This is a genomic window from Paraburkholderia sp. BR14374, from assembly GCF_040948685.1.
GTDB lineage: Bacteria > Pseudomonadota > Gammaproteobacteria > Burkholderiales > Burkholderiaceae > Paraburkholderia > Paraburkholderia youngii.
Genome location: NZ_JBFPKF010000006.1, coordinates 219,704 through 243,868, shown reverse-complemented (window position 1 = coordinate 243,868; position 24,165 = coordinate 219,704). Strand labels below are relative to the sequence as shown.

Sequence of the window (24,165 nt, the reverse complement as noted above, 5' to 3'; positions counted from 1 at the left end):
TCGCAAAACGGCTGAAAAGCACGAAAACATCGTACGGGGAAAAAATGCGAAAAAAATCGCAGCGCGCGTTCGATGATTTTTTTCGAGGCTTGCGTTCGCCCATCAATGCGGCGTCCCTGTTTCGTGCATCAAAAGCCGCAAAACTTTCCGCGCGTTCGTAAAGACGCACCGAGTATTACCAGTCGCCAACGACTCGATTTCAGATAGGTGATGCGGGGAACGAATTAACCTTTTGCAGTTCGCACGGCATTGGCCGCTGACGCGTGGCCATTCACGTTCTTGCGTGCCGTCGGCGCGCGCATTCTTCGAGAAGACGAATGGAAACATCTGGCCGTGGTCGTGGACGATCGGTCGAAGTCGATTTCTTTCGCGGTATCGTGCTGATCGTCATCGTGCTCGATCACATTCCCGGCAGCACGCTATCGCACCTGATGCTGCACGCGTACGCGTTGTGCGATTCAGCCGAAGTGTTCGTGTTTCTCGGCGGCTATGCATCGGCGGCCGCATATACGGCGGTGCTTGCGCATCGCGGCGAACACGCGGCGCAGCTGCGTTTCGTCAAACGCTGCTGGGAAATCTATCGCGCGTATCTATTGACGGCGATGCTGATGCTCGTGTCCGGCGCGGTTCTCGCGCGGCTCGATCTGAATCGGGCGATGGTAGAAATGACCGGCTGGCCACCTTTTGCGTTGCAGCCGTGGCGTGAGGCATTCGATATCGCGCTGTTACGACGGCAGCCGTATCTGTCGAGCGTGCTGCCGATGTATGTGCTGTTCGCGCTATGTGTGCCGGTGATGGTACCGCTCGCGCGCCGCTCGGTATCGCTTGCGCTTGCCGTGAGCCTCGCGCTGTGGGCCGTCGCGCGGCCGCTTGCCGCGTTATTCAGCATTGACGATGTCGCCGGCTGGGCTTTTAATCCATTTGCGTGGCAACTGATGTTCGTGCTCGGCATGCTGTGTCGTATGCAGCCGATCAGCGAACGTTTTCATGCGAGCTGCGCCGCCCGGTGGCTCACGCGCGTCGCGGTCGTTGCGGTGCTTGCCTTCGCGATCGTCAAACTTTTCGTGCTGACGCAGCCTTTGCCCGGCACGCACAAACAGAATCTTTCAGTGGAACGTGTGATCAATTTCATCGTCATCGCCTGGCTCGCCGCCCAGTTCGTGCGGACGGGCAGCATCGCGTGGCTCGCGAGGCGGCTGCCCGTCGTGGTGACGGTCGGGCGCGCCGGGCTCGTGTGCTTCGTCACCGGCACGCTGGTGTCGTTGATGATCGACACGGCGACACCGCACATCTTTCATGGTTTTCGCGCGGTGCTGGTCGGGCTCGGCGGCGACCTCGCGGCGATCGGCGCGCTGCTGATGATCGCGCGCGGGTGGAGCGGCTGGAAGGGGCAGCAGCCGCGCGCGCACGCGAAAGGCGCGGGTTGCGGATGACACGACGCGAGCGCCGTGGGCGCGTCACGACTACGATGCGCACCACGCGCAAGCTCGTTGGACTCGCAACTGTGATCAGCGTCGTGGTGCTCACGTGGCTTGCGATACATCGCACGGCCGCGCAGGCCAAAGAAACACCGTTCGCGATGCACTGCGCGGAGTTCGCGGGCGCGGTGCTGTCGCCCGAACTGATCGCGATGCCAACGGCCGGCGCGCTGATCGAAAGTGCGGCGATGATCGGCGCGACCGCGCAGGGCAATCAGCAAGGCGGCGAGTATTGCCGCATCACGGGCCGCATCAAGGCACTGAATCCGACCACACCCGACATCCGCTTCGATCTGAATCTGCCGCGCCGCTGGAATGGCCGCGCGTTGCAGATCGGCGGTGGCGGGTACAACGGCGTGGTCGTCAGCGGCATTGGCGTGATGCCGTTCTCGCCGGATCGCGCGCCGCTCGCGCGAGGCTATGCGACGTTCGGCGACGACTCGGGGCATGTCGGCGATTCGTCGCTCGCGCAGTTCGGTCTCGTCGATGAAGCGGTGACCAACTTCGGCTACGCGCATCTGAAGAAAACCCACGACGTCGCGCTCGCGCTGATCGCGAATGCGTACGGCAGGCCGCCGCAGCGTATGTACTTTGCCGGCGGTTCGACGGGTGGCCGCGAAGGCTACACGGTGATGCAGCGCTTTCCCGACGACTACGACGGCGTGATCGCCAATTCGCCCGCGCTGAATTTTTCCGGCGTGCGGCTGCTCGGCGTGAAGCTCGGCCACGCCGAATATGGCACGCCGGGTGGCTTCGTGCCAGCGGCGCTGCTCGAAGCCGTCCATCAACGCACGCTCGAGGTCTGCGACCGGCTCGACGGCACGGAGGACGGCATCGTCAGTGATGTCGAAGCGTGCCGCGCGCACCAGGCGCAGATTATCGATTCGCTGCGCTGCGCGCTGCACCCTTCATCGCACGATGCGTGTCTGACCGACGCGCAATTGGCCACCTTGCTGGTGATGCAAGATGGGCTGTCGCTGCCGTATCGGCTCGCGTGGGGCGTGAGCGGCTATCGCGGCTACAACGTGTTCCAGGGCACGCAACTGACCGGCGCGCTCGGGCTCGCGCATCAACCGCGGCGTCAGCCGGTGCCGACGTTCGGTGCGAACGGTTATCTGTTCGCGCAAGGCGACGGCTATCTGCGCTACTTCGTCACGCGCGATGCGCAGTTCGATTCGTTGACGTTCGATCCGCAACGGCCCGGCAAATATCGCTCGCAACTGATCGCGCTGTCGGCCACGATCGGCTCGATGAACCCAGACCTGTCGCGCTATATCGCGCGCGGCGGCAAGCTGATCACGCTGCAAGGCCTCGCCGACGAAGTGATCAGCCCGAACCAGACGATCGCGTATCACGACGCGCTGGTCGCGCGTTTCGGCAAGGACGAGGTCGATCGTTTCATGCGGCTCTACATGGTGCCGGGGTTCCAGCATGGCAACGGCGTGTTCATTCCCTCGGTCGATCTGCTCGGCGCGCTCGACGCGTGGGTCACGCGCGGCGTCGCACCCGAAACGCTGACGGCCACCGATCTCGCCGCGGCGACGAATGGACGTTCGCGGCCGCTGTGCCGCTATCCCGGGTTTCCGCGTTATATCGGCAAAGGCAGTGTAAATCTGGCGAGTAGTTTTGTCTGTGCGCAGCCCTGAGGTATGAGTCGTCGCCGCGCCTGTGTGGACGGGCGGGCCGCACAAAAAAAACGGCGACGCGGCAACTCGATGCCGCGTCGCCCGCTGAACCTCAACGGCCGTTACTGCCCGTTCTGCATCCTGCCGTTGTTCATGTCGTTGTTCATGCCGCCTGTCGAACCACCTGTCGCCGGGCTATTCGGGCTGGCGCCGGTACCGGTGCCCATCCCGCCGCCGGTGCCGGTCACACCCGGCGAACCATAGCCGGAGCCGGTGTTGCCCGGCGTGCGGACCGAGCCCGGGCCAACGCCCGGAGTGGCCGTACCGCCCGCGCCGCCCGTCGTGCCGCCACCGGCGCCGATGCCGGTGCCACCCGCGCCACCGCCACCGCCGCTCGTGCCGCCGGCAGCACCGCCGCCCGCGCCTCCTGCACTACCGCCGGCGCCCGCGCCGCCAGCACCGCCCGCCTGCGCGTATATGCCACCCGACAACGCCATCACGAGCGCGGAAGCAAAGATCGTCCTGGTCATGCGTTTCATGATTTACCTCCACGAAAAGGGTTGGTGTCATGTGAACCTCGCAAGGGGTGTGCCTCGGGGTTCATCGGCCGATGATCGACGAGACCGCCGCGATGGCGCGCGTGCTCGACGCTGAAGCGGTGAGCCCGGCGAGCGAACTCGCGAGCAACACGCCGACGTATGGCCGCGGCGGCGACGTCTACTCCTGCACGGTGCAACGCAATGGCCGCATCGGTCCGCGGCTCGCCTTCATCGAACGGGGTCCGGGAATTGCTGATCTTCAGGAGGCGTTGACCGACGGTTTCACGAGCCGCAACGGATTGGGCGTGGGTCTGGGCGGCGCGCGGGCATTCTCCTACGGACACGCCTTTTCATGACCGATGCGAACGCGAATCTGATCCTCAACGTCGACGACAACGAAGGCGCTCGTTACGCGAAAACGCGCATCCTGTCGCGCGCGGGCTTCATCGTGATCGAGGCCGGCAATGGCGCGCAAGCGATCGAGCGCGCGCGCATTTCGCAGCCAGACCTCGTGCTGCTCGACGTCAATCTGCCCGATCTGAACGGCTTCGAAGTGTGCCGCCGCATCAAGGCCGCGCCCGAGACCTCGGGCGTGCTCGTGATCCACACGTCGGCGGCGGTGCAGAGCATGGACCGGGTGCGCGGCCTCGAAGGCGGCGCGGACAGCTATTTGACCGAGCCGGTCGAGCCGGCCGAACTGATCGCGCAGGTGCGCGCGCTGCTGCGCGTGCGCCGCGCGGAGGGCGCGTTGCGCGAGAGCGAAGAACGCTTCCGGCAGATGGCCGAGAACATCGACGACGTGTTCTGGATGCTCGACCCATCGAGCGCGCAACTGCTGTATGTGAGCCCCGCGTATCGACGTCTGTGGGGCGATGCGGCGCACGAGCCGACGCCGAGCGGGCGCCACTGGGCCAACCACATTCATCCGCAGGACGAGGCCGCGGTCGAGGCCGCGTATCACGCACTCGCGACCGGTGTCGCGTACGAGATCGAATACCGGATCGTGCGGCCCGACGGCGAGACGCGCTGGGCCGTCGAGCGCGGCTTTCCGGTGCGCGACGCGCGCGGGCGCATCTACCGGCTCGCCGGCATCGTCAACGATATTTCGGATCGCAAGGCCAACGAGATGGCGTTGCGCGACGCCGATCGCCGCAAGGACGAGTTCCTCGCGATGCTCGCGCACGAGCTGCGCAATCCGCTCGCGCCGATCCGCAACGCGATCGAACTGCTCGACCCGAGCCGTGCGCCGTCGCAGCAAAGCTTCGAGGCGATGCGCGCGGTGATCGGGCGCCAGGTCAAGCATCTGAGCCGGCTCGTCGACGATCTGCTGGACGTCGCGCGCATCACGCAGGGCAAGATTACGCTGCGCCACGAGATCGTCGAGCTGGCCGCCGCGCTCGAGGCGGCGATCGAAACCGTGCGGCCCGCGTTGAATCGCAAGGGCCATACGCTCACCACCGATCTGCCCGGCGAGCCGCTGTTCGTCGTCGGCGACGGCGTGCGGATCGCGCAGGTGCTCGGCAATGTCCTGTCGAACGCGGCGAAGTACACGCCGCAGCGCGGCGACATCCGCATCGAAGTCCGCGAAGCGGGCGATGACGTGCTGATCAGCGTACGCGACAACGGCGTGGGCATCGGCGCCGAAACGCTCCCCCACATCTTCGATCTGTTCGTGCAATCGGAAATCTCGATCGAACGCTCCGAAGGCGGCCTCGGCATCGGCCTGCCGCTCGCGCGTACGCTGGTCGAGTTGCACGGCGGCCGGATCGAGGCGTTCTCGGCGGGATTGGGGCGCGGCAGCAAGTTCGTCGTGCGTTTGCCGCTGACGCGGCTTGCCGACGCCGCGCAAGCGTCGACGGCGGCGCCCGAAGCCGTGCCGGATCACGGCGGCGAGGCGCTACGCGTGCTGCTCGTCGACGACAGCGTCGATGCGGCGCTCGCGTTATCGCTGGTGCTGCAGGCGGACGGGTACGAGGTGCGCGTCGCGCATGAAGCCAACACCGCGCTCGCACTGGCCGCGCACTTCCAGCCGCAGATCGTGCTGCTCGACCTCGGCTTGCCCGGCATGGACGGCTTCGAGCTCGCGCAGGAGATGCGCCGCCGTCCGGCCACCGCGAGCGCGCTGCTGATCGCGGTGACCGGCTATGGCCAAGCCACCGACCGGCAGCGCTCGCACGAGGCCGGCTTCAATCATCATCTGGTGAAGCCGGTGTCGGTCGAGGAAATTCAGAGGGTGATCGCAAGCCGCTTTCCGGGCGCGCAACACAGCACGTCGGCGTAAAGGGCTGCCAGCGCGCGTCGCGCGCGCCCGGATGGCTGCGCCGGGCCTCGGTCTGCATCCGAACCCATCAGTAAGCCGAACTATCTCGCGCCGCGGCGAACCCGCGGCCGCGTGGTTCCGTGCTCTGCAGGCTTTCCCACTTTCCATTACATTGCGGATGCGGCGCGTCCGTTCACGCCGGTTTCCCTCATTCAACAGCGGTGTCGCCATTATCGAGTCCATGCAGCCTATCGTTTCGGTCACGAATCTGTCGAAAACCTATGCCAGCGGTTTTCGGGCACTGAAGAACATCAATCTGGCAATCCACCGTGGAGAAATCTTCGCGCTGCTCGGGCCGAACGGCGCGGGCAAGACCACGCTGATCAGCATCGTCTGCGGTATCGTCAACGCGAGCGAAGGCAGCGTGACGGTGGACGGTCACGACATCGGCGCCAACTATCGTGCGGCCCGCTCGCTGATCGGCCTCGTGCCGCAGGAGCTGACCACCGACGCGTTCGAAACCGTCTGGGCCACCGTGTCGTTCAGCCGCGGCCTGTTCGGCAAGCCGAAGAACCCCGCTTACATCGAGAAAGTGCTGCGCGACCTGTCGCTCTGGGAGAAGCGCAACAACAAGATCATCACGCTGTCGGGCGGCATGAAGCGGCGCGTGCTGATCGCCAAGGCGCTGTCGCACGAGCCGCGCGTGCTGTTTCTCGACGAACCGACCGCCGGCGTCGACGTCGAGCTGCGGCGCGACATGTGGAAGCTCGTGCGCTCGCTCGCGGCGAGCGGCGTGACGATCATCCTGACCACGCATTACATCGACGAAGCCGAAGAGATGGCCGATCGCATCGGCGTGATCAATGCGGGCGAGATCATGCTGGTCGAAGAGAAGACTGAGCTGATGCGCAAGCTCGGCACCAAGCAGTTGACGCTGCAACTGGAGTACCCGCTCGACGATGTGCCGGCTGCGCTCGCCGGCTACGGGCTGGCGGTCGCGAACGGCGGCAACGAGCTGATCTATACCTATGAAGGCGAGGGCGGCCGCACCGACATCATCGCGCTGCTGAAGTCGCTCGACGATGCCGGTATCCGCTTCAAGGACCTGCACACCACGCAGAGTTCGCTCGAAGACATTTTCGTCAGCCTGCTGCGGGGGAACCCATGAACATCTACGCAATGCGCGCGATCTACAAGTTCGAAATGGCGCGCACGTGGCGCACGCTGATGCAAAGCATCATCGCGCCGGTCATTTCCACTTCGCTGTACTTCGTCGTGTTCGGCTCGGCGATCGGGTCGCGCATCAAGGAAGTGGAGGGCATTAGCTATGGCGCGTTCATCGTGCCGGGGCTGATCATGCTGTCGCTGCTGTCGCAAAGCATCGCGAACGCGTCGTTCGGGATTTACTTTCCGCGTTTCACCGGCACGATCTACGAGCTGCTGTCGGCGCCCGTATCGTATCTGGAGATCGTCGTCAGCTATGTGGGCGCGGCGGCCACCAAGTCGATCCTGCTCGGACTCATCATTCTCGCGACCGCCGCGCTGTTCGTGCCGTTGCAGATCATGCATCCGTTCTGGATGGTGCTGTTTCTGGTGCTGACGGCGGTCACGTTCAGTCTGCTCGGCTTCATCATCGGCATCTGGGCGGACAGCTTCGAGAAGCTGCAACTGGTGCCGCTGTTGATCGTCACGCCACTCACGTTCTTAGGCGGCGCCTTTTATTCGGTGGACATGCTGCCGCCGTTCTGGCATGCCGTCACGCTGTTCAATCCGATCGTCTATCTGGTCAGCGGGTTTCGCTGGAGTTTCTTCGAGTTGGGCGACGTGGGCGTCGGCCTGAGTCTCGGCATGACGCTGCTGTTTCTCGCGGTGTTCCTCGTGATCGTCGGCTGGATCTTCAGGACCGGCTATCGATTGAAAAGTTGATAGACGAGAGGGCGCGACGGCGAAAAGCCGTCGCGCCCTCTTCATCGATACGCGGGGACGCCGACTACGACAGATACGCCTGCGCGACATTGATCAACTGCACGCGGTTGCGCACGTTGAACAACTGCCGCAAGCGCCGCAGATGATAGTCGACGTTATGCGGCGACAGGCCGAGGAAATACGCGATCTCCTTGTCCCGCTGCCCCTGCACGACCGCCTTCAGCACCGCATGCTGCAGCTTGCTCAGCGCGATGCGCTGCTGCTGCGCGGGCGCGATGCCGATCACGCTTTTCGCGTGCGTCCAGATGAACTCGTGAATCGAGTGCGCGAACATCAGCGTTTCCGCGACGATCGATTCGGTCATCCAGCGCGGGTTGCCGATCGCCGAGTTGAAGCACAGGATCGCGCTCAGCTCCGGCTCCGGCAGCGGCATCTGCGTGAGAATGCCGCTCTTGCGCCCGGCGGCTTCCAGCATGTCGATCAAAGCGCCGAGCCGCTCGCTGCGCAACTGCGCGCGCGGCAGATCGGCGCGCAGATCGGCGGTATTCCACAGAAACGGCATGCCGGTCGGCGACGCGTGCGCGACGCGCGGATCGAGCTCGAAATAGCGCTCGCGGAAATAGCGCGTGAGCCATGCCTGCGACTCGTAACTCGTCAATACGAACATCGTCTTGTGATGCGACGACGTGCGCGTGGCGGTATAGCTGAACGAGTCGAAGCCCAGCTGCCTGATGCGCTGGCGCACGAACTCCATGCGGTCCTGCGCGCTGCCGAACCGTCCGAGCGGACTGATCAGCGGGGCGGCGCGGCGCGCCGCGGGCGACGGCGTGCCGATCTCCTCCTCGGTAAACAGAGTCAGAAAGCCACTGCGCCCCGCGCCATTCACGGTACGGGGAGACATCTTCACTGCTTCAGCCGCGTGGGCTGATTTCGCGGCGTGCCGCGCGCCGGCCGGATAAGCCGGTTGGGCGGATGCCGCTCTCGGGTGTGCTGCCGACGCGTGCCCGGCTTCGCCTTGCGGCGAGCCGTTCAGCCATTGCGGCAGCGTATCGCATTCATGTTCCATGAAACGGTAGCTCCGGCGTTCTAAACGCGTGAAATACGACAACCTCAATGATTAGCGATTTCGTGAAATGTCGGTAGCCGGTTCCTTGCTATCATTTTTGTGATCTTGCGCTGACAGTGGACCGGCAGTACGGGTACGGCGGCGCTTCTCCTTCCATATGGCACCTCCTTCGAAGGGATGTGATGGCACGAATTCCCAAGCTCACGACGACGCTCGCCTACGACCGCTATATGGCCGGCCAGCGACTCGTGTCGAGCGTGGATCGCGAGTGGCGGCATCTGGTGCTGCGCTCGTATCTCGAACCGGTGCGGCAAGACCTGCTCGAAGCGCCCGGTTTGCGCGACTTCACGCTGATGACGCTCGCGAGCGGCGCCGAGCATCTCGAACGCAACCTCGGCGGAGCTTGGGAAAGCGCCGATATGCGCGTGAACGACCTGTGGTTCGTGCCGCCCACGCCGATCTCGTGGCGCTGGCATTCGATCAGCGACGAGCCGTTGTCTACCTTGCACGTGCACATCGAGCGCGCTTTAATCGACAGCGTCGCGCAACAGATGGGGCTCGACGCGTCGCGTGAACTGTCGCTCGGCGAAGCGATGCGCTTCAACGATCCGCTGATCGCCGCGATGCTCGCCGCACTGCATCGCGCCGCCCGCGATCCCGCCGATTCGCGTCTGTATGTCGATACGCTGGTTCACGCGCTCGCCGCGCACCTGCTGCAGCACTATTCGAGCGGCAACGGCGCGCGCCGCGGCAGCGCGACGAGGCCCGAACGGCTGGTGCCGCGCCGCATCCGCCGGGTGACCGACTACATCCGCGCCAATCTCGCCGAAGATCTGGCGATCGCCGAACTGGCCGAGCAGGCCGGCCTAAGCAGTTTTCATTTTGCGCGGGTGTTTCGCCGCGAGACCGGGGAGACGCCACACCAGTTCGTCACGCGCTTACGGCTCGAGGAAGCGGCGAGGCTGCTGCGCGCCACGGATCGAACCGTGCTGCAAATCGCGCTCGAAGTCGGCTTCGAGAATGCCGGTCACTTCTCCGTGCAATTCAAGCGTGGCTATGGCGCGACGCCGCTCGCCTACCGGCTGCGCGGTTGAGATGGACGAGCCGCAACGGCTTGTTTTTTTCTCCAGTCGGAATCACGCACATGCGCAGTGTGCGTTGCATTGCGCGGCTTGCAAACTACGAACATTCGTGGCGGCGCGCGCTGCAAACTGGTATCGCACGTCGCGCAAGGCTTTGCGGCTCGGCGCGCCACCCGCGTTCGTATCTGGTCTAACTGGACTGACCGCGACGCGGACAAGTGTACCTGTCGAAACCTTGCATCGGACGACAGAATCGAAGCGCCTTTCAATCTCATACACTGGATAACGCGCCATGACCCGACTCAAGATGACCGCCTGCGGCCACACCTTCATCGCCGAAACGCATCCCGATGCGCCGCAGACCGTGGCCGCGTTCCTGAAGCTGCTGCCTTACCGGCAGAAACTGATCCACGTGCGCTGGAGCGGCGAGGGCTGCTGGGTGCCGCTCGGCGAATTCAAGCTCGAGAACGACGGGGTCGCGGTCGGCTTCGAGAATCACACGAGCCATCCGTCGGTCGGCGACATCCTGTTTTATCCGGGCGGCTATAGCGAGACCGAGATCATCCTCGCCTATGGCTCGTGCTGCTTCGCGAGCAAGATGGGGCAACTCGCGGGCAATCATTTTCTGACGATCGTCGAAGGCAGGGAGAAACTGCGCGAACTCGGCACGAAGGTGCTGTGGGAGGGTGCGCAGGAGGTGGTGTTCGAGAGGCTTTGAGCGGGCCGCACTTCCTTGCTGGGCATACGCGATGCTTCGTTGAAGAGCCGCATGCGGTCGGGTACCGGCCGCGCACGTCAGGCACGCGGCACCGTCTGGCCCGCCCGGCGAGGAGGAGCAAATGCGAGGCATAAATGACAAGGTCCGCGCTGTAGTTTTTGCCATGTCGATCGTGCTGCTGTCGGCTTGCGGCGGGGGCGGCAGCGGCAGCGGCGGGTCGAGTAACGGCGGCGGCACGGCGACCGAGCCGGCCGGCGGCGTCAAGCTGCAGGTGGTGTCGTTCGGCGACAGCCTGTCGGACGTCGGGACCTATGCGCCGCTCGCGAGTGCGGTGGGCGGCGGGCGTTTCACGACCAACCCCGGCCAGGTATGGGCCCAGAACGTCGCGCAATACTACGGCGATACGCTGAGCGCCGCATTCACGATCGATCTCACGCACAGGCTGAGTGCGCAGAGCGGCCTCGGTTATGCGGAAGGCGGCTCGACCGTGGCGACACCGGCGAACCAGTACGACTACCTGAGCGACGTCATCGGCAACATCGAAATGCCTGTCAATCAGCAACTGTCCAGCTATCTGGGCGCTCACGGCAGCTTCAACGCCAATCAGCTCGTGCTCGTGTGGGTGGGCTCGAACGATGTGCTGCGCGCCGGCAACCTGCCCGCCGCTGCGCCGGTCGTGCAGGCGGCGGCCACCACGCTCGCCCAGCTCGTCGGGCAGATCGTGCAGAACGGCGGCGTGCATGTGGTGGTGATCAATGTGCCGAATATCGGGCTGTCGCCGAAGGGGCTCGCTTCGGCCGATGGTGGCGCGAACCTCACGCAGTTGTCGCAGCTATTCAACGCTACGTTGAATAGCGCGCTGCAAACCGATGGGCTGCAATCGAAGGTGATCGAGATCGATTCGTACACGTGGACGAATCAGGTGATCGGAAACTTTCAGGCGAACGGCTTTACCGTGTCGAATACGGGGCAGGCCTGCGACCCGAAGAAAACGCCCGATGAGACTTCGCTGCTATGCTCGCCGGCGACCTATGTGAGCGCCAATGCGGATAAGACTTACATGTTCGCCGATGATCTGCATCCGACCACGCATATGCACGCATTGTTTGCGCAGTTCGTCGAGCAGCAGATCGCGCATAGCGGGTTGGGGCGGTGAGAGGTGCACCGCGGCGTGGCCTCTTTTCGGCACCCCGTCCTTCAACCAGGCCGGGGTGCGCACCACATCACATCCTTACTTGAACAACTTCGTCGCCTGCGTCAGCGTATTGATCACTCCCCACGCAAGCGGAATCATCACATACAGCCAGAACACCGCGAGCATCACCTTGTTGGTCGGATGTACGGTTTGAACGGTCGACATATGGATCTCCTCACGCGCCCTTGGCGACTTGAGCATCGGTCATGTGGTGCTTCTCATCCACACGCTTGACCAGCAGGTTGCAGATAAAGCCGATCACGAGCAGCACGGCCATGATGTGTACGGTCATCGTGTACGCGTCCGCTTTCGCTACGCCGTTCGCGACTTCATACGCGCGGATGTAGTTGACGAGCACCGGACCCGCGACGCCGGCCGCGGCCCACGCGGTCAACAGACGTCCATGAATGCCGCCGACGAACGTCGTGCCGAACATGTCGGCGAGATAGGCCGGCACCGTTGCGAAGCCGCCGCCGTACATCGACAGGATGATGCAGTACGTCAGCACGAACAGCGCGATCTGTCCGTTCGCGGCGAAGCTCGGCACGAGGTAGTAGAGCACTGCGCCGAGCGCGAAAAAGATGTAGTAGGTGTTCTTGCGGCCGATCCAGTCCGACGCCGACGCCCACACGAAACGCCCACCCATGTTGAACAGCGACAGGAGCCCGACGAAGCCGGCCGCCGCGGCAGCCGTCACCGTGTTCTTGAAGCTCTCCTGGATCATCACCGAGGCCTGGCCGAGAATGCCGATGCCAGCCGTCACGTTCAGGAACAGCACGAGCCAGATCAGATAGAACTGCGGTGTCTTCAGCGCCTGGTCGATATGCACGTGATTGCTCGTGATCAGCCGGTGCTGCGTCGCTGCGGGCGGTGTCCAGCCGGCCGGCTTCCAGTCGGCCGGCGGCACGCGGATCGCGAGCGCGCCGATCGTCATCGAGATGAAATAGACGACGCCGAGCACGATGAAGGTCTCCGCGACGCCGATGCTCGTCGCGCTTTGAAAGTGCTTCATCAGCGAGACCGACAACGGCGCCGCGATCATCGCGCCGCCGCCGAAGCCCATGATCGCCATGCCGGTCGCCATGCCGCGGCGGTCCGGAAACCAGCGGATCAGCGTCGACACCGGCGACACATAACCGAGCCCCAGCCCGATCCCGCCGATCACGCCGTAGCCGAGATACAGCAGCACGATCTGATGCAGGTACACGCCGAGCGCGGACACGAGGAAGCCGCCGCCGAAACAGCATGCGGCCGTGAACATCGTGCGGCGCGGACCGACGTGTTCGAGCCATTTGCCGGCGAACGCCGCCGACAAACCGAGGAACACGATCGCAAGCGAAAAGATCCAGCCGAGCGCGGTCAGCGACCAGTCATCGGGCGCGGACTGCGTGATGCCGATCACCTTGGTCAGTGGTCCGTTGAAGACCGAGAACGCGTATGCCTGGCCGATGCACAGATGCACGGCAAGAGCGGCGGGAGGCACCATCCAGCGCGAGAAACCGGGCTGCGCGATGGTGGCCTGTTTCGAAAAGAACGGGGCTGAACCTTGTTGGCTGCCCGGCTCGCTGACGCTACTCATAAGTGGGTCTCCTTACAGTTGTTCTGTTTATCGGCGTTTCGTGCAATTACCTGAGGCGGCGGAGTGTAACTTGCGGAGGCGGTCCCGTCATCGCTATATGTACTTTTATTTCATATGACCGGTCCAACACACCCGAAAATCATGCCTGGTCGACAATAGGACGTGGACGATGGCTTCGCAATATGAAGCGCGCGGACATAAGGTGCGATCCTGGTCAAACACGACGACTCTTCACGCGATTCTGCAAATCGTGGGACGCGCCGAACGGGTCGCCCCGAACTTCCGACTAGAGGCACTATGCAAAGTGCGCGATAAGCGAGCCGCGCAGGTCGCCCGGCACAAAAAAGAAACGGGCCGGCGCGGCTTCTTTGCCACGTCGGCCCGTCGTGTATCGGCGGCGAGTTTCGCCGGTATCAATCGACCCTGCGGCCGGTCTTCATGTGCGCTCCAACGAGTACCGAAATCAGACAGCCGATCGCCAGATATGCGGCCACTGGATGCCACGAGCCGCCCGCGAAGCTGACCAGCGCGACCGCGATGAACGGCGTGAAGCCGCCGCCGACCACGCTCGCCACCTGATAGCCGACACCCGCGCCGCTATAGCGGTACTCGGTGCCGAACAGCTCGGTGAACATCGGCTGCTGCACGCTGACGACCATATCGTGCGCGATGTTGGCAAGCATCACCGCGAACACGACGATCCATACGGTCGAGCGCGCTTCGAGCGCGAGGAAGAACGGCACCGCGCTGAACACGCCGACCAGCGCGCCGATCATATAGATGCGACGGCGCCCGAAGCGATCCGCGAGCCACGCGGGCACGGAATCGTCACACAGCTGAGCGCGCCGACGACGAAGCCGATCGTCAGGAAGAATTCGCGCGGCATGTGCAGGTTCGTGGTCGAGTAGCTGAGCGCGAACGCGGTGACGATGTACATCGTGAACAGCTCGGCGAGCCGCAGCGCGATGATCAGCAGAAAGGCCTTCGGATGGCGCAGCAGCGCTTCGACGATCGGCAGGCGCACGCGGCGCTCGCCATGCTGGCCGACTTTCTCGACGAACTCCTGCGACTCCTCCATGCTCGAGCGGATCCACAACGCGATCAGCACCAACACGACGCTGAACAGCAACGGCAGACGCCAGCCCCAGCTGAGGAACGCCGCGTTGTCCATCGAGCGGCTGATCAGCGCGACGAGACCCGTCGACAGCACGAGCCCGACGCCGTAGCCGACCTGCGCGCCGCTGCTGTAGAAGGCCTTCTTTTTCTCGGGCCAAGCGAGAATGAGCCCATCGCGGGCAATGATGTGGGCGAGCCACGGAGCCCTATGGCGTGCTAACGTGAGCCATCTTAAAAACAACAAATGTTGATATACTACATACCGAATATTGAAAAATGCGGCGTTGCAGCATATGATTGAGGAATCATCTTTCTCAATCTTCGGAGTTGCACGTGGAATTCGTACCTCTCGCGCTGTTCGCCGTCGCTGTCGTAGGGTTGGGCTGTGCCGCCACCGTTTTGCTGACCGACTGGATTCCCGACTCGATCGAAGCGCGTGCATCGCAGCATGGCCGCTTCGTGGGGCTCGGCGAGCAGCGCGGCAAAGCGGCGGCGCCGAATCGCGCGCGTGTTCAAGCAGAGGCGATGAATGTCGTCAGAACTTCCAACTGAAACAGTGGCCACCCCGTTGACCCTGTCGTTGCAGCCCATCGGCGCGAGCGCGAGCCTGCGCGATCAGGCATATGCGATGCTGCGTCAGGCGATCGCCGACGCGGATATCTACCAGAATCGCGAAGAAATCCGTCTCGACGAGCGGGTGCTCAGCGAATCGCTCGGCGTGAGCCGCACTCCGGTGCGCGAGGCGATGACACTGCTCGAGCAGGAGGGCTTTCTGCGCATGGTGCCGCGGCGCGGCATCTACATCGTGCGCAAGAGCAAGCGCGAAATCGTCGAGATGATCCAGATGTGGGCCGCGCTCGAAAGCATGGCCGCGCGCCTTGCCACGCTGCATGCGACCGACGAGGAAATCGGCCGCCTGCGTCATATGTTCGACAATTTCCGCGACACGACGCCGGCCGCGCATATCGCCGAGTATTCGGACGCGAACATCGCGTTTCACCAGGCGATCGTCGAGTTGTCGAAGTCGCAGATCATTCTCGACACCATCAAAAACATCTTCATCCACGTGCGCGCGATCCGGCGCATGACCATCTCGCAGAGCGACCGGGCCGCGCGCTCGATCGTCGATCATCTGCGCATCATCGAGGCGCTGGAGAAGCGTGATACCGAACTGGCCGAGCGGCTCACGCGTCAGCATTCGCTCGATCTCGCGGCGTTCGTCGAAGCCAATTGCGATTTTCTCGATTGATGGCGGCGTAAACGCCTGATTGCCTCCTGATGTCGAAAGCCCGCGGTGTGCAAGCACCGCGGGCTTTTTGCGTTCGCGCGCTTCGAGCGAGCACCCGCTGCGGGATAAACTGTGCTTGACGGTCGTAAAAATATGGTATGTGATATATCAACAACGACAGCCGCCATTCACGACTCAGTGTTTTCCCTTGAAACAACCGCCGCAAAGTCTTGCAGATTCAGCGCAAAGCTACGGCTGGCAAGCTTGAGCAGCACGAACCTCGCGCCGTTTCTGTCTCGAAATTTGGCTTGAACCAATGTGATATATCACATACGGTATCTTCCAAGCCGTGAGACGTCGGTGCAGCCGGACGAACCGTTGCACATCCGATAGATGAGGAGATGACCATGTCCGCAGTTGTTTCATCCCTGAGTCCGGCCACGGCCACCACGACCGCCGACGACACGCTCAAGCAGAAGACCCGCGACGCGGGCATCGTGTCGGGCGGCCATCTGGTTGCGAAGGCGCTGAAAAACGAGGGGATCGACACGATCTTCACACTGTGCGGCGGCCACATCATCGATATCTACGACGGCTGCGTCGACGAAGGCATCCGCATCATCGACGTGCGCCACGAGCAGGTCGCCGCGCACGCAGCCGACGGCTACGCGCGCCAGACCGGCAAGCTCGGCTGCGTGGTGACCACCGCCGGCCCCGGTTGCACGAACGCGGTAACCGGCATCGCCACCGCGTTCCGCTCGGAAAGCCCGATCCTGCACATCGGCGGGCAGGGCGCGCTGACCCAGCACAAGATGGGCTCGCTGCAGGACCTGCCGCACGTCGACATCATGGCGCCGATCACGAAGTTCGCCGCGAGCGTATCGAGCACCGAGCGCGTCGCCGACATGATCTCGATGGCCGCTCGCGAATGCTTCAACGGCGCGCCCGGTCCCGCCTACCTGGAAATTCCGCGCGACGTGCTCGACCGCGAAGTCGACGCGACGCGCGCGATCGTGCCGCGGCCGGGCCGCTATCGCGCGTCGACGAAATCGATCGGAGACCCGCGCGACATCGAAAAACTCGCCGATATCCTCGTCAACGCCCAACGCCCCGCGATCCTGTACGGTCAGCAGGTGTGGACCGCGCGCGGTCACGAGGAAGCGATCGCGCTGCTGCGCGGCATCGAGATTCCCGGCTACTTCAACGGTGCGAGCCGCGGACTGCTGCCGCCCGGCGATCCGCATCACTTCGATCGCACGCGTTCGCAGGCGTTTGCGAATGCCGACGTGCTGATCGTGGTCGGCACGCCGTTCGATTTCCGCATGGGCTACGGCCGACGCATCAGCAAGGAATTGACGCTGGTGCAGATCGATATGGACTACCGAACCGTCGGCAAGAATCGCGATATCGATCTGGGCCTCGTCGGCGATCCGGGCGCGATTCTCGCTGCCGTGCTGCAAGCCGCGAGCGGTCGTATCAAGGACGATAGGCGTCAGGCGCGCCGCAAATGGATGGCGCAGCTGCGCGACGCCGAAGCGACCGCGACCGAAAAACTGCTGCCGCTGTTCCGCTCGAATAGCACGCCGATTCATCCCTACCGCGTCGCGTACGAACTCAACGAATTCCTGTCCGACGACACCATCTATATCGGCGACGGCGGCGACGTCGTGACGATCTCCGCGCAAGCGGTGCGGCCGCGCCGACCGGGGCAGTGGATGGACCCCGGCGCGCTCGGCTCGCTCGGCGTCGGCACCGGCTTCGCGCTCGCGGCGAAGCTCGCGCATCCGCACAAGGAAGTGCTCTGCTATTACGGCGACGGCTCGTTCGGCATGACCGCGTTCGACATGGAAACCGCGAATCGCTTCGGCGCGCCGTATCTTGCGGTGGTCGGCAACAACTCGGCGATGAACCAGATCCGCTACGGCCAGCTTGCGAAATATGGCGACGAACGCGGCAACGTCGGCAATCTGCTCGGCGACGTGCCGTTCAGCAGATTCGCCGAAATGCTCGGCGGCTATGGCGAGGAAGTGCGCGATCCCGCGCAGATCGCGAGCGCGCTACAGCGTGCGCGCGAAGCGATTCATCGCACCGGCCGCTCGGCGGTGGTCAACATCTGGGTCGACCCGCGTGAATACGCACCGGGCACGAAGAACCAGACCATGTACAAATAACCTTCATCGTTCAGGAGACACGACATGGCCAAGGCACTCGACGGTGTGCGCATCCTCGATTTCACGCATGTGCAATCGGGGCCGACCTGCACGCAATTGCTCGCATGGTTCGGCGCGGACGTGATCAAGGTGGAACGGGCAGGCGCGGGCGACATCACGCGCGAGCAACTTCGTGATATTCCCGACGTGGATAGCCTGTACTTCACGATGCTCAATCACAACAAGCGCTCGGTCACGATCGACACCAAGCATCCGGAAGGCAAGCAGGTGCTCGAAGCGCTGATCCAGAAATGCGACGTACTGGTCGAAAACTTCGCACCGGGCGCACTCGACCGGATGGGCTTCACGTGGGAGCGGATTCAGGAATTGAATCCGCGCATGATCGTCGCATCGGTGAAGGGCTTCGGTCCCGGTCCGTACGAGGACTGCAAAGTCTATGAGAACGTCGCGCAATGCGCGGGCGGCGCGGCGTCGACCACCGGCTTCGACGACGGCCCGCCGGTCGTGACCGGCGCGCAGATCGGCGATAGCGGCACGGGGCTGCATCTCGCGCTCGGCATCGTCACCGCGCTCTATCAACGCACGCATACCGGACGCGGCCAGCGCGTGCTCGCCGCGATGCAGGACGGCGTGCTCAATCTGTGCCGCGTCAAACTGCGCGATCAGCAGCGGCTCGACCGCACCGGCGTGTTGAAAGAGTATCCGCAATATCCGAACGGCACGTTCGGCGACGCGGTGCCGCGCGCGGGCAATGCGTCGGGCGGCGGGCAGCCGGGCTGGATTCTGAAGTGCAAGGGGTGGGAGACGGACCCCAACGCATATATCTACTTCATCACGCAGGCGCCCGTGTGGGCGAAGATCTGCAACGTGATCGGCAAGGAAGAGTGGGCCACGGACCCCGACTACGCGACAGCGCCTGCGCGCCTGCCGCGACTGAAGGAGATCTTCGCCGAAATCGAACGCTGGACGATGACGAAGACCAAGTTCGAGGCGATGCAGATCCTGAACAAATACGACATTCCGTGCGGGCCGATCCTGTCGATGAAGGAAATTGCCGAGGAGCCGTCGCTGCGCAAAACCGGCACGATCGTCGAAGTCGATCATCCGCAGCGCGGCAAGTATCTGACCGTCGGCAATCCGATCAAGCTGTCCGACAGCCCGACCGACGTCAAACGCTCGCCGCTGCTTGGCGAACATACCGATGAAGTGATGGCCGAGCTCGGTTATTCGGCCGAGCAGATCATGGCGCTGCGCACGGCTGGCGCGATCTAGGAGCGAGGCATGCAGACGTGGATGCGGTTCATGTCGGGCGACGGCGGCATCGTGTTCGGTCGTGTCGAAGGCGCCTACCTGCACGAGTACGAAAGTCTCGCGCAGCCGGTGCCGACCGGCGCGGTTCTGTCGCTGCGCGCACTGACGCCGCTGGCGCCGTGCGCGCCGGGCAAGATCGTCGCACTGTGGAACAACTATCACGCGCTCGCGGCGAAGCTCGACAAACCCGTGCCTACCCATCCGCTGTTTCTGATGAAGCCGGCGGCGTCGGTAATCGGCACGGGCGACCCGATCCGCCGGCCACGGCATTACGCGGGCAAGATCGTCTACGAGGGCGAGCTCGGTATCGTGATCGGCCAGCGTTGCCGCGATCTGGATGTGCAGCAGGCGGAGGCGGCGATTTTCGGCTTCACGCTCGTCAACGACGTCACCGCCGCCGATCTGCTCAACGAGAATCCGCATTTTCCGCAGTGGTGCCGCGCGAAAAGCTTCGATACTTTCTGTTGTCTGGGTCCGGCCATCGTCTCCGGTTTCGACTGGCGGGCCGCGCGTCTGTTGACGACGCTCGACGGCGTCGAGCGTCAGAACTATCCGCTCGCCGATATGGTCTTTTCGCCGGCCGAGCAGGTGAGTCTGATTTCACAGGATCTGACGCTCGAACCCGGCGACGTGATCGCGTGCGGCACTTCGGTGGGCGTGGGTTCGATCAAGGACGGTGCAACGGTGTCGATCACGATCGATGGGATCGGCACGCTGAGCAATACCTTGAGCGCGGCGCCGCGCGACGAGCCACGGCGATTGGGCGATACCGCGAACGCCGGTTGACGCGGGCAGGGACCTCGGGCTCTTGCCTTTTCATCGCATCACGGAGGATCACGCATGCCCCAAGCCTGTGGGAGTGTCGTGTTGACGGACCTGTTGCTGCTGCTTGCGGTGGCCGTCGCGATGGCGTTGGTCGCCGTACTGACGGTGGCAGTGACCGCGCTCACGCGACCACAGTTCGGCGGGCGGGCGCATCGGCACGCATGCGTGCGCGAACGAGATCCAACACACAGGGCCCGGATGCTTGCATTGCTCGGCAGCGGCATTGGTTTGGCGGTCGCGTCGATAGGCTTGATGGGTTACCTGCTGGCCGCGGTGCGCGAGAACACCGAACGCATCGAACTATTTTCAGCCGTATTGATCGGCGCGCTGATCTTCGCGACCTGTGCGATCGCGTTCTGCAAACTGCGCGGCGTATTGCAACTCGAGGCGGCCGCGCTGCCGGGCCATCGCGTCGTCAATCTGTTTGCGCTGCTGTTATGCGGCTGGCTCGGTTACAGCTTCGTCACCGAACAGGTACAGCCATTCGGACTCGCGGCATTGCTCGCCACGGGCGCGCTGGCGGTGGCGATGGGCGTGCATCTGATGCTGAGCCGCGAGTACCCGGCCGATCCCGCTCACGCGGCGCATCACGACGGTTGCGCTGCGCGCATGCATGCGATCGCCGCGCGCAGCGAGGGCCTGGCGATCGGCAAGCCGGGCCTGCTCGCGAACCTCGAGTGGCATGGTGGAAAAGAGCAGACGTGGGCGCTTCGCGATGTCGCGCCGGCGATGATGCGCTTGAGCGCCTGGGCAGATCGTCGGAATGCGCGTGACGGTAGACGAAGCAATGGGCGCCAGCGCGACGGCTCACGCAAATGTACGCACAAGCGGCCGGTTCATTTCACTACTCGCCGCTAATCGACGATGCAAACGCCCCTGACAAACCTGATTGCCAATAGCGAAGACGGCGGGATGATGATCCCGCCGCCCGAGTCTTGTTCAATGCTTCTAGTCACCAACTGCCGCGGCGAATTCGCTGTAGTACTGCGTCTTCCTTTGCAGAATGAGTTGCGCGAGAAAGTCGGCATCGTACGCGCGATGCAGATGGCCGTGATAGCGCTCGATATAAGCGGTGATTCGCGCCAACTCGCCATTGAACTCTTTCAGCATGTCGAGTGTCGCGCGGTCCCAGCGAAACCGCAGCCCGAGATCGCTGAACGCGGCATTGTAGGCGCTCAGATGCGCATCGTCGGGATGGTCCTGGTGATCCGCCGCCGCTGTGCGAGCGTTGCGCGTACTAATACGGGATTCAACCGGAGTGTGGTTCATGATCGGCCTCCTCGGCTCGCAAGTGAGAGAACTCGCTTGCAGCATAGAAGTGGCGATCGATTTGCAATAGTTAAAGTTTTATTGGCTTACCATAGCTTAAGGCTTATGCACGCTCAGTTCCTTCACGCGCGTGATCTTTTCGATCAGATTGGCGCCCTCCTCCATCAGGAAGCGTTTGAAGGCGACGGCGACCGGCGGCAGACGTTTGTTCTTCCGATGCACGACGTACCAATTGAGCATGACCGGAAAGCTCTCGACGTCGAGCACGACCAGATGACCCAATTGCAATTCGAGGCTGATCGTATGGGCGGACAGAAACGCGATGCCCATTCCGGCAATGACCGCCTGCTTGATCGTCTCGGTGCTCTTGATCTCCATCGCGATCTTCAGATTGGACAGTCGGCCGGCAAAACCCTCTTCCATCGAATTCCATGTATCGGAGCCGCGTTCGCGCACGATGAACGCTTCGTTCGCGAGTTGACTGAAGCGGATATTGCGCTTGTGCGCAAGCGGATGAGTGGGCGCCGCGACGATCACATACGGATGCGGCGCGAACGGTTCATTGGTCGCTTCGGTTTCGTGCGGCGGACGCACCATCACCGCGAGGTCGGTCTGATTGGTCGCCAGTTGATGCAGCAGTTCTTCGCGGTTGTGCACCGCGAGATTCAGATCGACGCCCGAATAGCGACGCGTGAATTCGGCGAGAAGGCGCGGAAAGAAACAGTCGCCGGCGCTGATCACGGCGACATTCAGCTTGCCGCCGGAGACGCCCTTCAACTGGCTCATCGCTTCGTCGACTTCATGGAACTGCTGCATGATCGCGCGGCTGTAGTGGAGCATTTCGGTGCCGGCCGGCGTCAGATAGATCTTTTTGCCGAGTTGCTCGAACAGAGGCAGCCCCGCATGTTCTTCGAGTTGCCGGACCTGGGTGGAAACGGCAGGCTGGGTCAGATGCAATTCTTCCGCGGCGCGCGAAAAACTCAGGTGGCGCGCCACCGTTTCAAAGACCTTCAGTTGCCGCAGAGTTGCATTGCGCATCGTCATGGTCGATGTATAAGGAAACGTGAATCGACATAATAACAAACTTTAATTATGAGTAATTCAGCGATGACCCTAGCATGAAACCCATAACAAGCCGAATAGCCACTGCAATACGCGGGTTAACGCATAGATATGTGGGGCGGCGGACTCAATAGCGGGGAATAAGCTGCAATGCTTACCGGCACGAAGCGTGGTTCTGGTCGGAATAAAGCAAGAACTATCATCGAAACACGGGTTCGGGGGATTTGCGGAAATGCATGAAAGCATCGACTTCGAGATTTCCCGAATAGCGAAGTTCTCGGGCCATAACGATAAGGCGGGACGCATCCAGCGCGGCGCGTAAGCCGGCTGCACTAAATAGATAGTGGAGACAAGGCTCATGGACAATATCACCCAGCAATCGACGACGGGTGTGTCATGGCGTAACCGATGGTCGCAATTGGTCATCGGCATGATATGCATGGCGCTGGTGGCGAATCTGCAATATGCGTGGACGTTGTTCGTGGCTCCGATGCATGCGCGGCATAACTGGAGCGAGGCGTCGATCCAGCTCGCGTTCTCGATCTTCATTCTGACCGAGACGTGGCTCGTGCCGTTCGAGGGCTGGCTCGTCGATCGATTCGGGCCGCGCCCCGTGGTGGCAGGCGGCGCGCTATGCGCGGGTTTGTCGTGGATTCTTAATTCGTATGCGACGACGCTCGGCATGTTGTATTTCGCCGCGGTGATTGGCGGGATAGGTGCGGGCGGCGTGTACGGAACATGTGTCGGCAATGCGCTCAAATGGTTTCCTGACCGGCGCGGTCTCGCCGCGGGTTTGACGGCCGCGGGCTTTGGCGCGGGTGCGGCGCTGACCGTGATACCGATTGCAAACATGATTACGCGCCGCGGCTATGAAGAGACGTTTCTGTTCTTCGGCATCGTGCAAGGCGTCAGCATTCTGCTGCTCGCGATGCTTCTGACGCGGCCGATCTTGCGTCAGGCAGGGGTACGCAAGAGTCGCTTCGCGGTGTCGAAAGTCGATTTCACGTCGCGCCAGATGATCAAAACGCCAGTGTTCTGGGTGATCTACGCGTCCTTCGTCGCGGTCGCGGCGGGTGGTTTGATGGCGACCGCACAGATCGGCCCGATCGCGAAAGACTGGGGCATCGCGCGCATCCCGATGTCGGTCTTCGGCGCGACGTTGCCGCTGCTGACTCTCACGCTGTCGATCGACAATATCTTCAACGGCTTGACGCGTCCGCTGTGCGGCTTCATCTCCGACAAGATCGGCCGTGAAAACACGATGTTCGTGATCTTCATCGGTGAGGGGCTCGCGTTGCTCGGCATGATGCAGTTCGGCAGCAATCCGTATGCGTTCATGGTCTTTGCCGCGCTGATCTTCCTGTTCTGGGGCGAGATCTTCTCGATCTTCCCGGCGACTTGCGCGGATACGTTCGGCAGCAAGTACGCGGCCGCCAATGCAGGCACGTTGTACACCGCAAAGGGTACGGCCTCGTTGCTGGTGCCGATCGCGTCGGTACTCGCGGCGACGGGCGGCTGGAACCTCGTCTTCATCGTTTCCGCCGTCATCACGATCGCAGCCGGTATTTCCGCGAAGTTCATCCTCGAGCCGATGCGCACGCGTTGGATCCAATCGCATGATGAACCTCAGGGCGCGCTGGCCGTCGCGGGCCATGGCAATGGCAATGCGTCGAGAATGAGTCACTGGCCGGAACAGTCCGGCGAATAACGTGAGC

Annotated in this window: 22 protein-coding genes and 1 pseudogene; 16 read left to right on the top strand and 7 right to left on the bottom strand. The window is 63.0% G+C overall.

Annotation, left to right across the window (positions count from 1 at the left end; all coding sequences use genetic code 11):
- The first annotated feature begins 317 nt into the window (after positions 1-317).
- Together AB3X86_RS17005 and AB3X86_RS17000 are read left to right on the top strand one after the other, a co-directional pair.
- Positions 318-1,433: an OpgC domain-containing protein gene (locus tag AB3X86_RS17005; protein ID WP_368596846.1), complete on the top strand. Its 1,116-nt coding sequence runs from the start codon at positions 318-320 to the stop codon at positions 1,431-1,433.
- Positions 1,430-3,124, top strand: coding sequence for a tannase/feruloyl esterase family alpha/beta hydrolase (locus AB3X86_RS17000; protein ID WP_368596845.1), 1,695 nt, complete (start codon positions 1,430-1,432; stop codon positions 3,122-3,124). The genes AB3X86_RS17005 and AB3X86_RS17000 overlap by 4 nt, the downstream gene beginning before the upstream one ends.
- A gap of 101 nt (positions 3,125-3,225) precedes the next feature.
- Here the strand turns inward: AB3X86_RS17000 and AB3X86_RS16995 are convergent, their stop codons facing one another.
- Positions 3,226-3,642 carry a hypothetical protein gene (locus AB3X86_RS16995; RefSeq protein ID WP_368596844.1) on the bottom strand — a complete coding sequence of 139 codons (417 nt, stop codon included), beginning with the start codon at positions 3,640-3,642 and terminating at the stop codon, positions 3,226-3,228.
- 71 nt (positions 3,643-3,713) lie between these two features.
- Here AB3X86_RS16995 and AB3X86_RS16990 point away from each other — a divergent pair, with 71 nt between their 5' ends.
- The 4 genes from AB3X86_RS16990 to AB3X86_RS16975 all read left to right on the top strand — a co-directional run bounded on the left by AB3X86_RS16990 (position 3,714) and on the right by AB3X86_RS16975 (position 7,828).
- A complete protein-coding gene (locus AB3X86_RS16990; RefSeq protein ID WP_368596843.1) occupies positions 3,714-3,998 on the top strand; it encodes a hypothetical protein in 285 nt (94 codons plus the stop codon).
- Positions 3,995-5,923, top strand: a complete 1,929-nt coding sequence (locus AB3X86_RS16985) for a response regulator (RefSeq protein ID WP_368596842.1) — start codon at positions 3,995-3,997, stop codon at positions 5,921-5,923. Before AB3X86_RS16990 ends, AB3X86_RS16985 begins: the two co-directional genes overlap by 4 nt.
- 220 nt (positions 5,924-6,143) lie before the next feature.
- Complete coding sequence (locus tag AB3X86_RS16980) at positions 6,144-7,070, top strand: ABC transporter ATP-binding protein (RefSeq protein ID WP_018437181.1); 927 nt, start codon at positions 6,144-6,146, stop codon at positions 7,068-7,070.
- Positions 7,067-7,828: an ABC transporter permease gene (locus AB3X86_RS16975; RefSeq protein ID WP_176107643.1), complete on the top strand. Its 762-nt coding sequence runs from the start codon at positions 7,067-7,069 to the stop codon at positions 7,826-7,828. The genes AB3X86_RS16980 and AB3X86_RS16975 overlap by 4 nt, the downstream gene beginning before the upstream one ends.
- A gap of 64 nt (positions 7,829-7,892) precedes the next feature.
- Here the strand turns inward: AB3X86_RS16975 and AB3X86_RS16970 are convergent, their stop codons facing one another.
- A complete protein-coding gene (locus AB3X86_RS16970) occupies positions 7,893-8,894 on the bottom strand; it encodes a LuxR family transcriptional regulator (RefSeq protein WP_176120697.1) in 1,002 nt (333 codons plus the stop codon).
- Between the two features lie 182 nt (positions 8,895-9,076).
- On the opposite strand from AB3X86_RS16970, the gene AB3X86_RS16965 reads away from it, so the two are divergent.
- The 3 genes from AB3X86_RS16965 to AB3X86_RS16955 all read left to right on the top strand — a co-directional run bounded on the left by AB3X86_RS16965 (position 9,077) and on the right by AB3X86_RS16955 (position 11,850).
- Positions 9,077-9,988: a helix-turn-helix domain-containing protein gene (locus AB3X86_RS16965; protein WP_368596841.1), complete on the top strand. Its 912-nt coding sequence runs from the start codon at positions 9,077-9,079 to the stop codon at positions 9,986-9,988.
- Between the two features lie 280 nt (positions 9,989-10,268).
- A complete protein-coding gene (locus AB3X86_RS16960; protein WP_368596840.1) occupies positions 10,269-10,694 on the top strand; it encodes a DUF3830 family protein in 426 nt (141 codons plus the stop codon).
- A 121-nt stretch (positions 10,695-10,815) separates the two neighbouring features.
- Positions 10,816-11,850: an SGNH/GDSL hydrolase family protein gene (locus AB3X86_RS16955; protein ID WP_368596839.1), complete on the top strand. Its 1,035-nt coding sequence runs from the start codon at positions 10,816-10,818 to the stop codon at positions 11,848-11,850.
- A 75-nt stretch (positions 11,851-11,925) separates the two neighbouring features.
- Here AB3X86_RS16955 and AB3X86_RS16950 read toward each other — a convergent pair whose 3' ends face one another.
- The 3 genes and pseudogenes from AB3X86_RS16950 to AB3X86_RS16940 form a co-directional block, all read right to left on the bottom strand.
- Positions 11,926-12,054, bottom strand: coding sequence for a hypothetical protein (locus AB3X86_RS16950; RefSeq protein WP_018437177.1), 129 nt, complete (start codon positions 12,052-12,054; stop codon positions 11,926-11,928).
- 10 nt (positions 12,055-12,064) lie between these two features.
- Positions 12,065-13,468, bottom strand: coding sequence for an OFA family MFS transporter (locus AB3X86_RS16945; protein WP_368596838.1), 1,404 nt, complete (start codon positions 13,466-13,468; stop codon positions 12,065-12,067).
- 413 nt (positions 13,469-13,881) lie between these two features.
- A pseudogene (locus AB3X86_RS16940) lies at positions 13,882-14,750 on the bottom strand (MFS transporter); the annotation flags it as partial.
- 167 nt (positions 14,751-14,917) lie between these two features.
- On the opposite strand from AB3X86_RS16940, the gene AB3X86_RS16935 reads away from it, so the two are divergent.
- From AB3X86_RS16935 to AB3X86_RS16910, 6 genes are all read left to right on the top strand, one after another.
- Positions 14,918-15,136 carry a hypothetical protein gene (locus AB3X86_RS16935; protein ID WP_368596837.1) on the top strand — a complete coding sequence of 73 codons (219 nt, stop codon included), beginning with the start codon at positions 14,918-14,920 and terminating at the stop codon, positions 15,134-15,136.
- Positions 15,114-15,833 (top strand): GntR family transcriptional regulator, encoded by a 720-nt coding sequence (locus AB3X86_RS16930; RefSeq protein ID WP_368596836.1) that lies wholly within the window; start codon positions 15,114-15,116, stop codon positions 15,831-15,833. Before AB3X86_RS16935 ends, AB3X86_RS16930 begins: the two co-directional genes overlap by 23 nt.
- Positions 15,834-16,219: 386 nt before the next feature.
- Positions 16,220-17,983, top strand: a complete 1,764-nt coding sequence (locus tag AB3X86_RS16925) for a thiamine pyrophosphate-binding protein (protein ID WP_368596835.1) — start codon at positions 16,220-16,222, stop codon at positions 17,981-17,983.
- Positions 17,984-18,007: 24 nt separating this feature from the next.
- A complete protein-coding gene (gene frc, locus AB3X86_RS16920; RefSeq protein WP_176368373.1) occupies positions 18,008-19,255 on the top strand; it encodes a formyl-CoA transferase in 1,248 nt (415 codons plus the stop codon).
- A 9-nt stretch (positions 19,256-19,264) separates the two neighbouring features.
- Positions 19,265-20,080, top strand: coding sequence for a fumarylacetoacetate hydrolase family protein (locus tag AB3X86_RS16915; RefSeq protein WP_368596834.1), 816 nt, complete (start codon positions 19,265-19,267; stop codon positions 20,078-20,080).
- Positions 20,081-20,134: 54 nt separating this feature from the next.
- Complete coding sequence (locus AB3X86_RS16910) at positions 20,135-20,977, top strand: NAD(P)(+) transhydrogenase (Re/Si-specific) subunit beta (RefSeq protein WP_368596833.1); 843 nt, start codon at positions 20,135-20,137, stop codon at positions 20,975-20,977.
- A gap of 90 nt (positions 20,978-21,067) precedes the next feature.
- On the opposite strand, the gene AB3X86_RS16905 is transcribed toward AB3X86_RS16910, so the two are convergent.
- Together AB3X86_RS16905 and AB3X86_RS16900 are read right to left on the bottom strand one after the other, a co-directional pair.
- A complete protein-coding gene (locus AB3X86_RS16905) occupies positions 21,068-21,388 on the bottom strand; it encodes a hypothetical protein (protein WP_368596832.1) in 321 nt (106 codons plus the stop codon).
- Positions 21,389-21,484: 96 nt separating this feature from the next.
- Positions 21,485-22,432, bottom strand: a complete 948-nt coding sequence (locus AB3X86_RS16900; RefSeq protein WP_368596831.1) for a LysR family transcriptional regulator — start codon at positions 22,430-22,432, stop codon at positions 21,485-21,487.
- Positions 22,433-22,808: 376 nt separating this feature from the next.
- Between AB3X86_RS16900 and oxlT the strand changes: the two genes are divergently transcribed.
- On the top strand, positions 22,809-24,158 hold the full coding sequence (gene oxlT, locus AB3X86_RS16895) for an oxalate/formate MFS antiporter (RefSeq protein WP_368596830.1): 1,350 nt from the start codon (positions 22,809-22,811) through the stop codon (positions 24,156-24,158).
- Positions 24,159-24,165: the final 7 nt, after the last annotated feature.

What these genes read in the sequence shown, in the direction of transcription:
- AB3X86_RS16950 (WP_018437177.1), bottom strand. Translation starts at nt 12,054, where the DNA reads ATGTCGACCGTTCAAACCGTACATCCGACCAACAAGGTGATGCTCGCG.
- AB3X86_RS16915 (WP_368596834.1), top strand. Translation starts at nt 19,265, where the DNA reads ATGCAGACGTGGATGCGGTTCATGTCGGGCGACGGCGGCATCGTGTTC.
- AB3X86_RS16980 (WP_018437181.1), top strand. Translation starts at nt 6,144, where the DNA reads ATGCAGCCTATCGTTTCGGTCACGAATCTGTCGAAAACCTATGCCAGC.
- AB3X86_RS16930 (WP_368596836.1), top strand. Translation starts at nt 15,114, where the DNA reads ATGTCGTCAGAACTTCCAACTGAAACAGTGGCCACCCCGTTGACCCTG.
- AB3X86_RS16960 (WP_368596840.1), top strand. Translation starts at nt 10,269, where the DNA reads ATGACCCGACTCAAGATGACCGCCTGCGGCCACACCTTCATCGCCGAA.
- AB3X86_RS16985 (WP_368596842.1), top strand. Translation starts at nt 3,995, where the DNA reads ATGACCGATGCGAACGCGAATCTGATCCTCAACGTCGACGACAACGAA.
- AB3X86_RS16905 (WP_368596832.1), bottom strand. Translation starts at nt 21,388, where the DNA reads ATGAACCACACTCCGGTTGAATCCCGTATTAGTACGCGCAACGCTCGC.
- AB3X86_RS17005 (WP_368596846.1), top strand. Translation starts at nt 318, where the DNA reads ATGGAAACATCTGGCCGTGGTCGTGGACGATCGGTCGAAGTCGATTTC.
- AB3X86_RS17000 (WP_368596845.1), top strand. Translation starts at nt 1,430, where the DNA reads ATGACACGACGCGAGCGCCGTGGGCGCGTCACGACTACGATGCGCACC.
- AB3X86_RS16900 (WP_368596831.1), bottom strand. Translation starts at nt 22,432, where the DNA reads ATGACGATGCGCAATGCAACTCTGCGGCAACTGAAGGTCTTTGAAACG.
- AB3X86_RS16945 (WP_368596838.1), bottom strand. Translation starts at nt 13,468, where the DNA reads ATGAGTAGCGTCAGCGAGCCGGGCAGCCAACAAGGTTCAGCCCCGTTC.
- AB3X86_RS16995 (WP_368596844.1), bottom strand. Translation starts at nt 3,642, where the DNA reads ATGAAACGCATGACCAGGACGATCTTTGCTTCCGCGCTCGTGATGGCG.
- AB3X86_RS16910 (WP_368596833.1), top strand. Translation starts at nt 20,135, where the DNA reads ATGCCCCAAGCCTGTGGGAGTGTCGTGTTGACGGACCTGTTGCTGCTG.
- AB3X86_RS16970 (WP_176120697.1), bottom strand. Translation starts at nt 8,894, where the DNA reads ATGGAACATGAATGCGATACGCTGCCGCAATGGCTGAACGGCTCGCCG.
- AB3X86_RS16975 (WP_176107643.1), top strand. Translation starts at nt 7,067, where the DNA reads ATGAACATCTACGCAATGCGCGCGATCTACAAGTTCGAAATGGCGCGC.
- AB3X86_RS16955 (WP_368596839.1), top strand. Translation starts at nt 10,816, where the DNA reads ATGCGAGGCATAAATGACAAGGTCCGCGCTGTAGTTTTTGCCATGTCG.
- AB3X86_RS16965 (WP_368596841.1), top strand. Translation starts at nt 9,077, where the DNA reads ATGGCACGAATTCCCAAGCTCACGACGACGCTCGCCTACGACCGCTAT.
- frc (WP_176368373.1), top strand. Translation starts at nt 18,008, where the DNA reads ATGGCCAAGGCACTCGACGGTGTGCGCATCCTCGATTTCACGCATGTG.
- oxlT (WP_368596830.1), top strand. Translation starts at nt 22,809, where the DNA reads ATGGACAATATCACCCAGCAATCGACGACGGGTGTGTCATGGCGTAAC.
- AB3X86_RS16925 (WP_368596835.1), top strand. Translation starts at nt 16,220, where the DNA reads ATGTCCGCAGTTGTTTCATCCCTGAGTCCGGCCACGGCCACCACGACC.
- AB3X86_RS16990 (WP_368596843.1), top strand. Translation starts at nt 3,714, where the DNA reads ATGATCGACGAGACCGCCGCGATGGCGCGCGTGCTCGACGCTGAAGCG.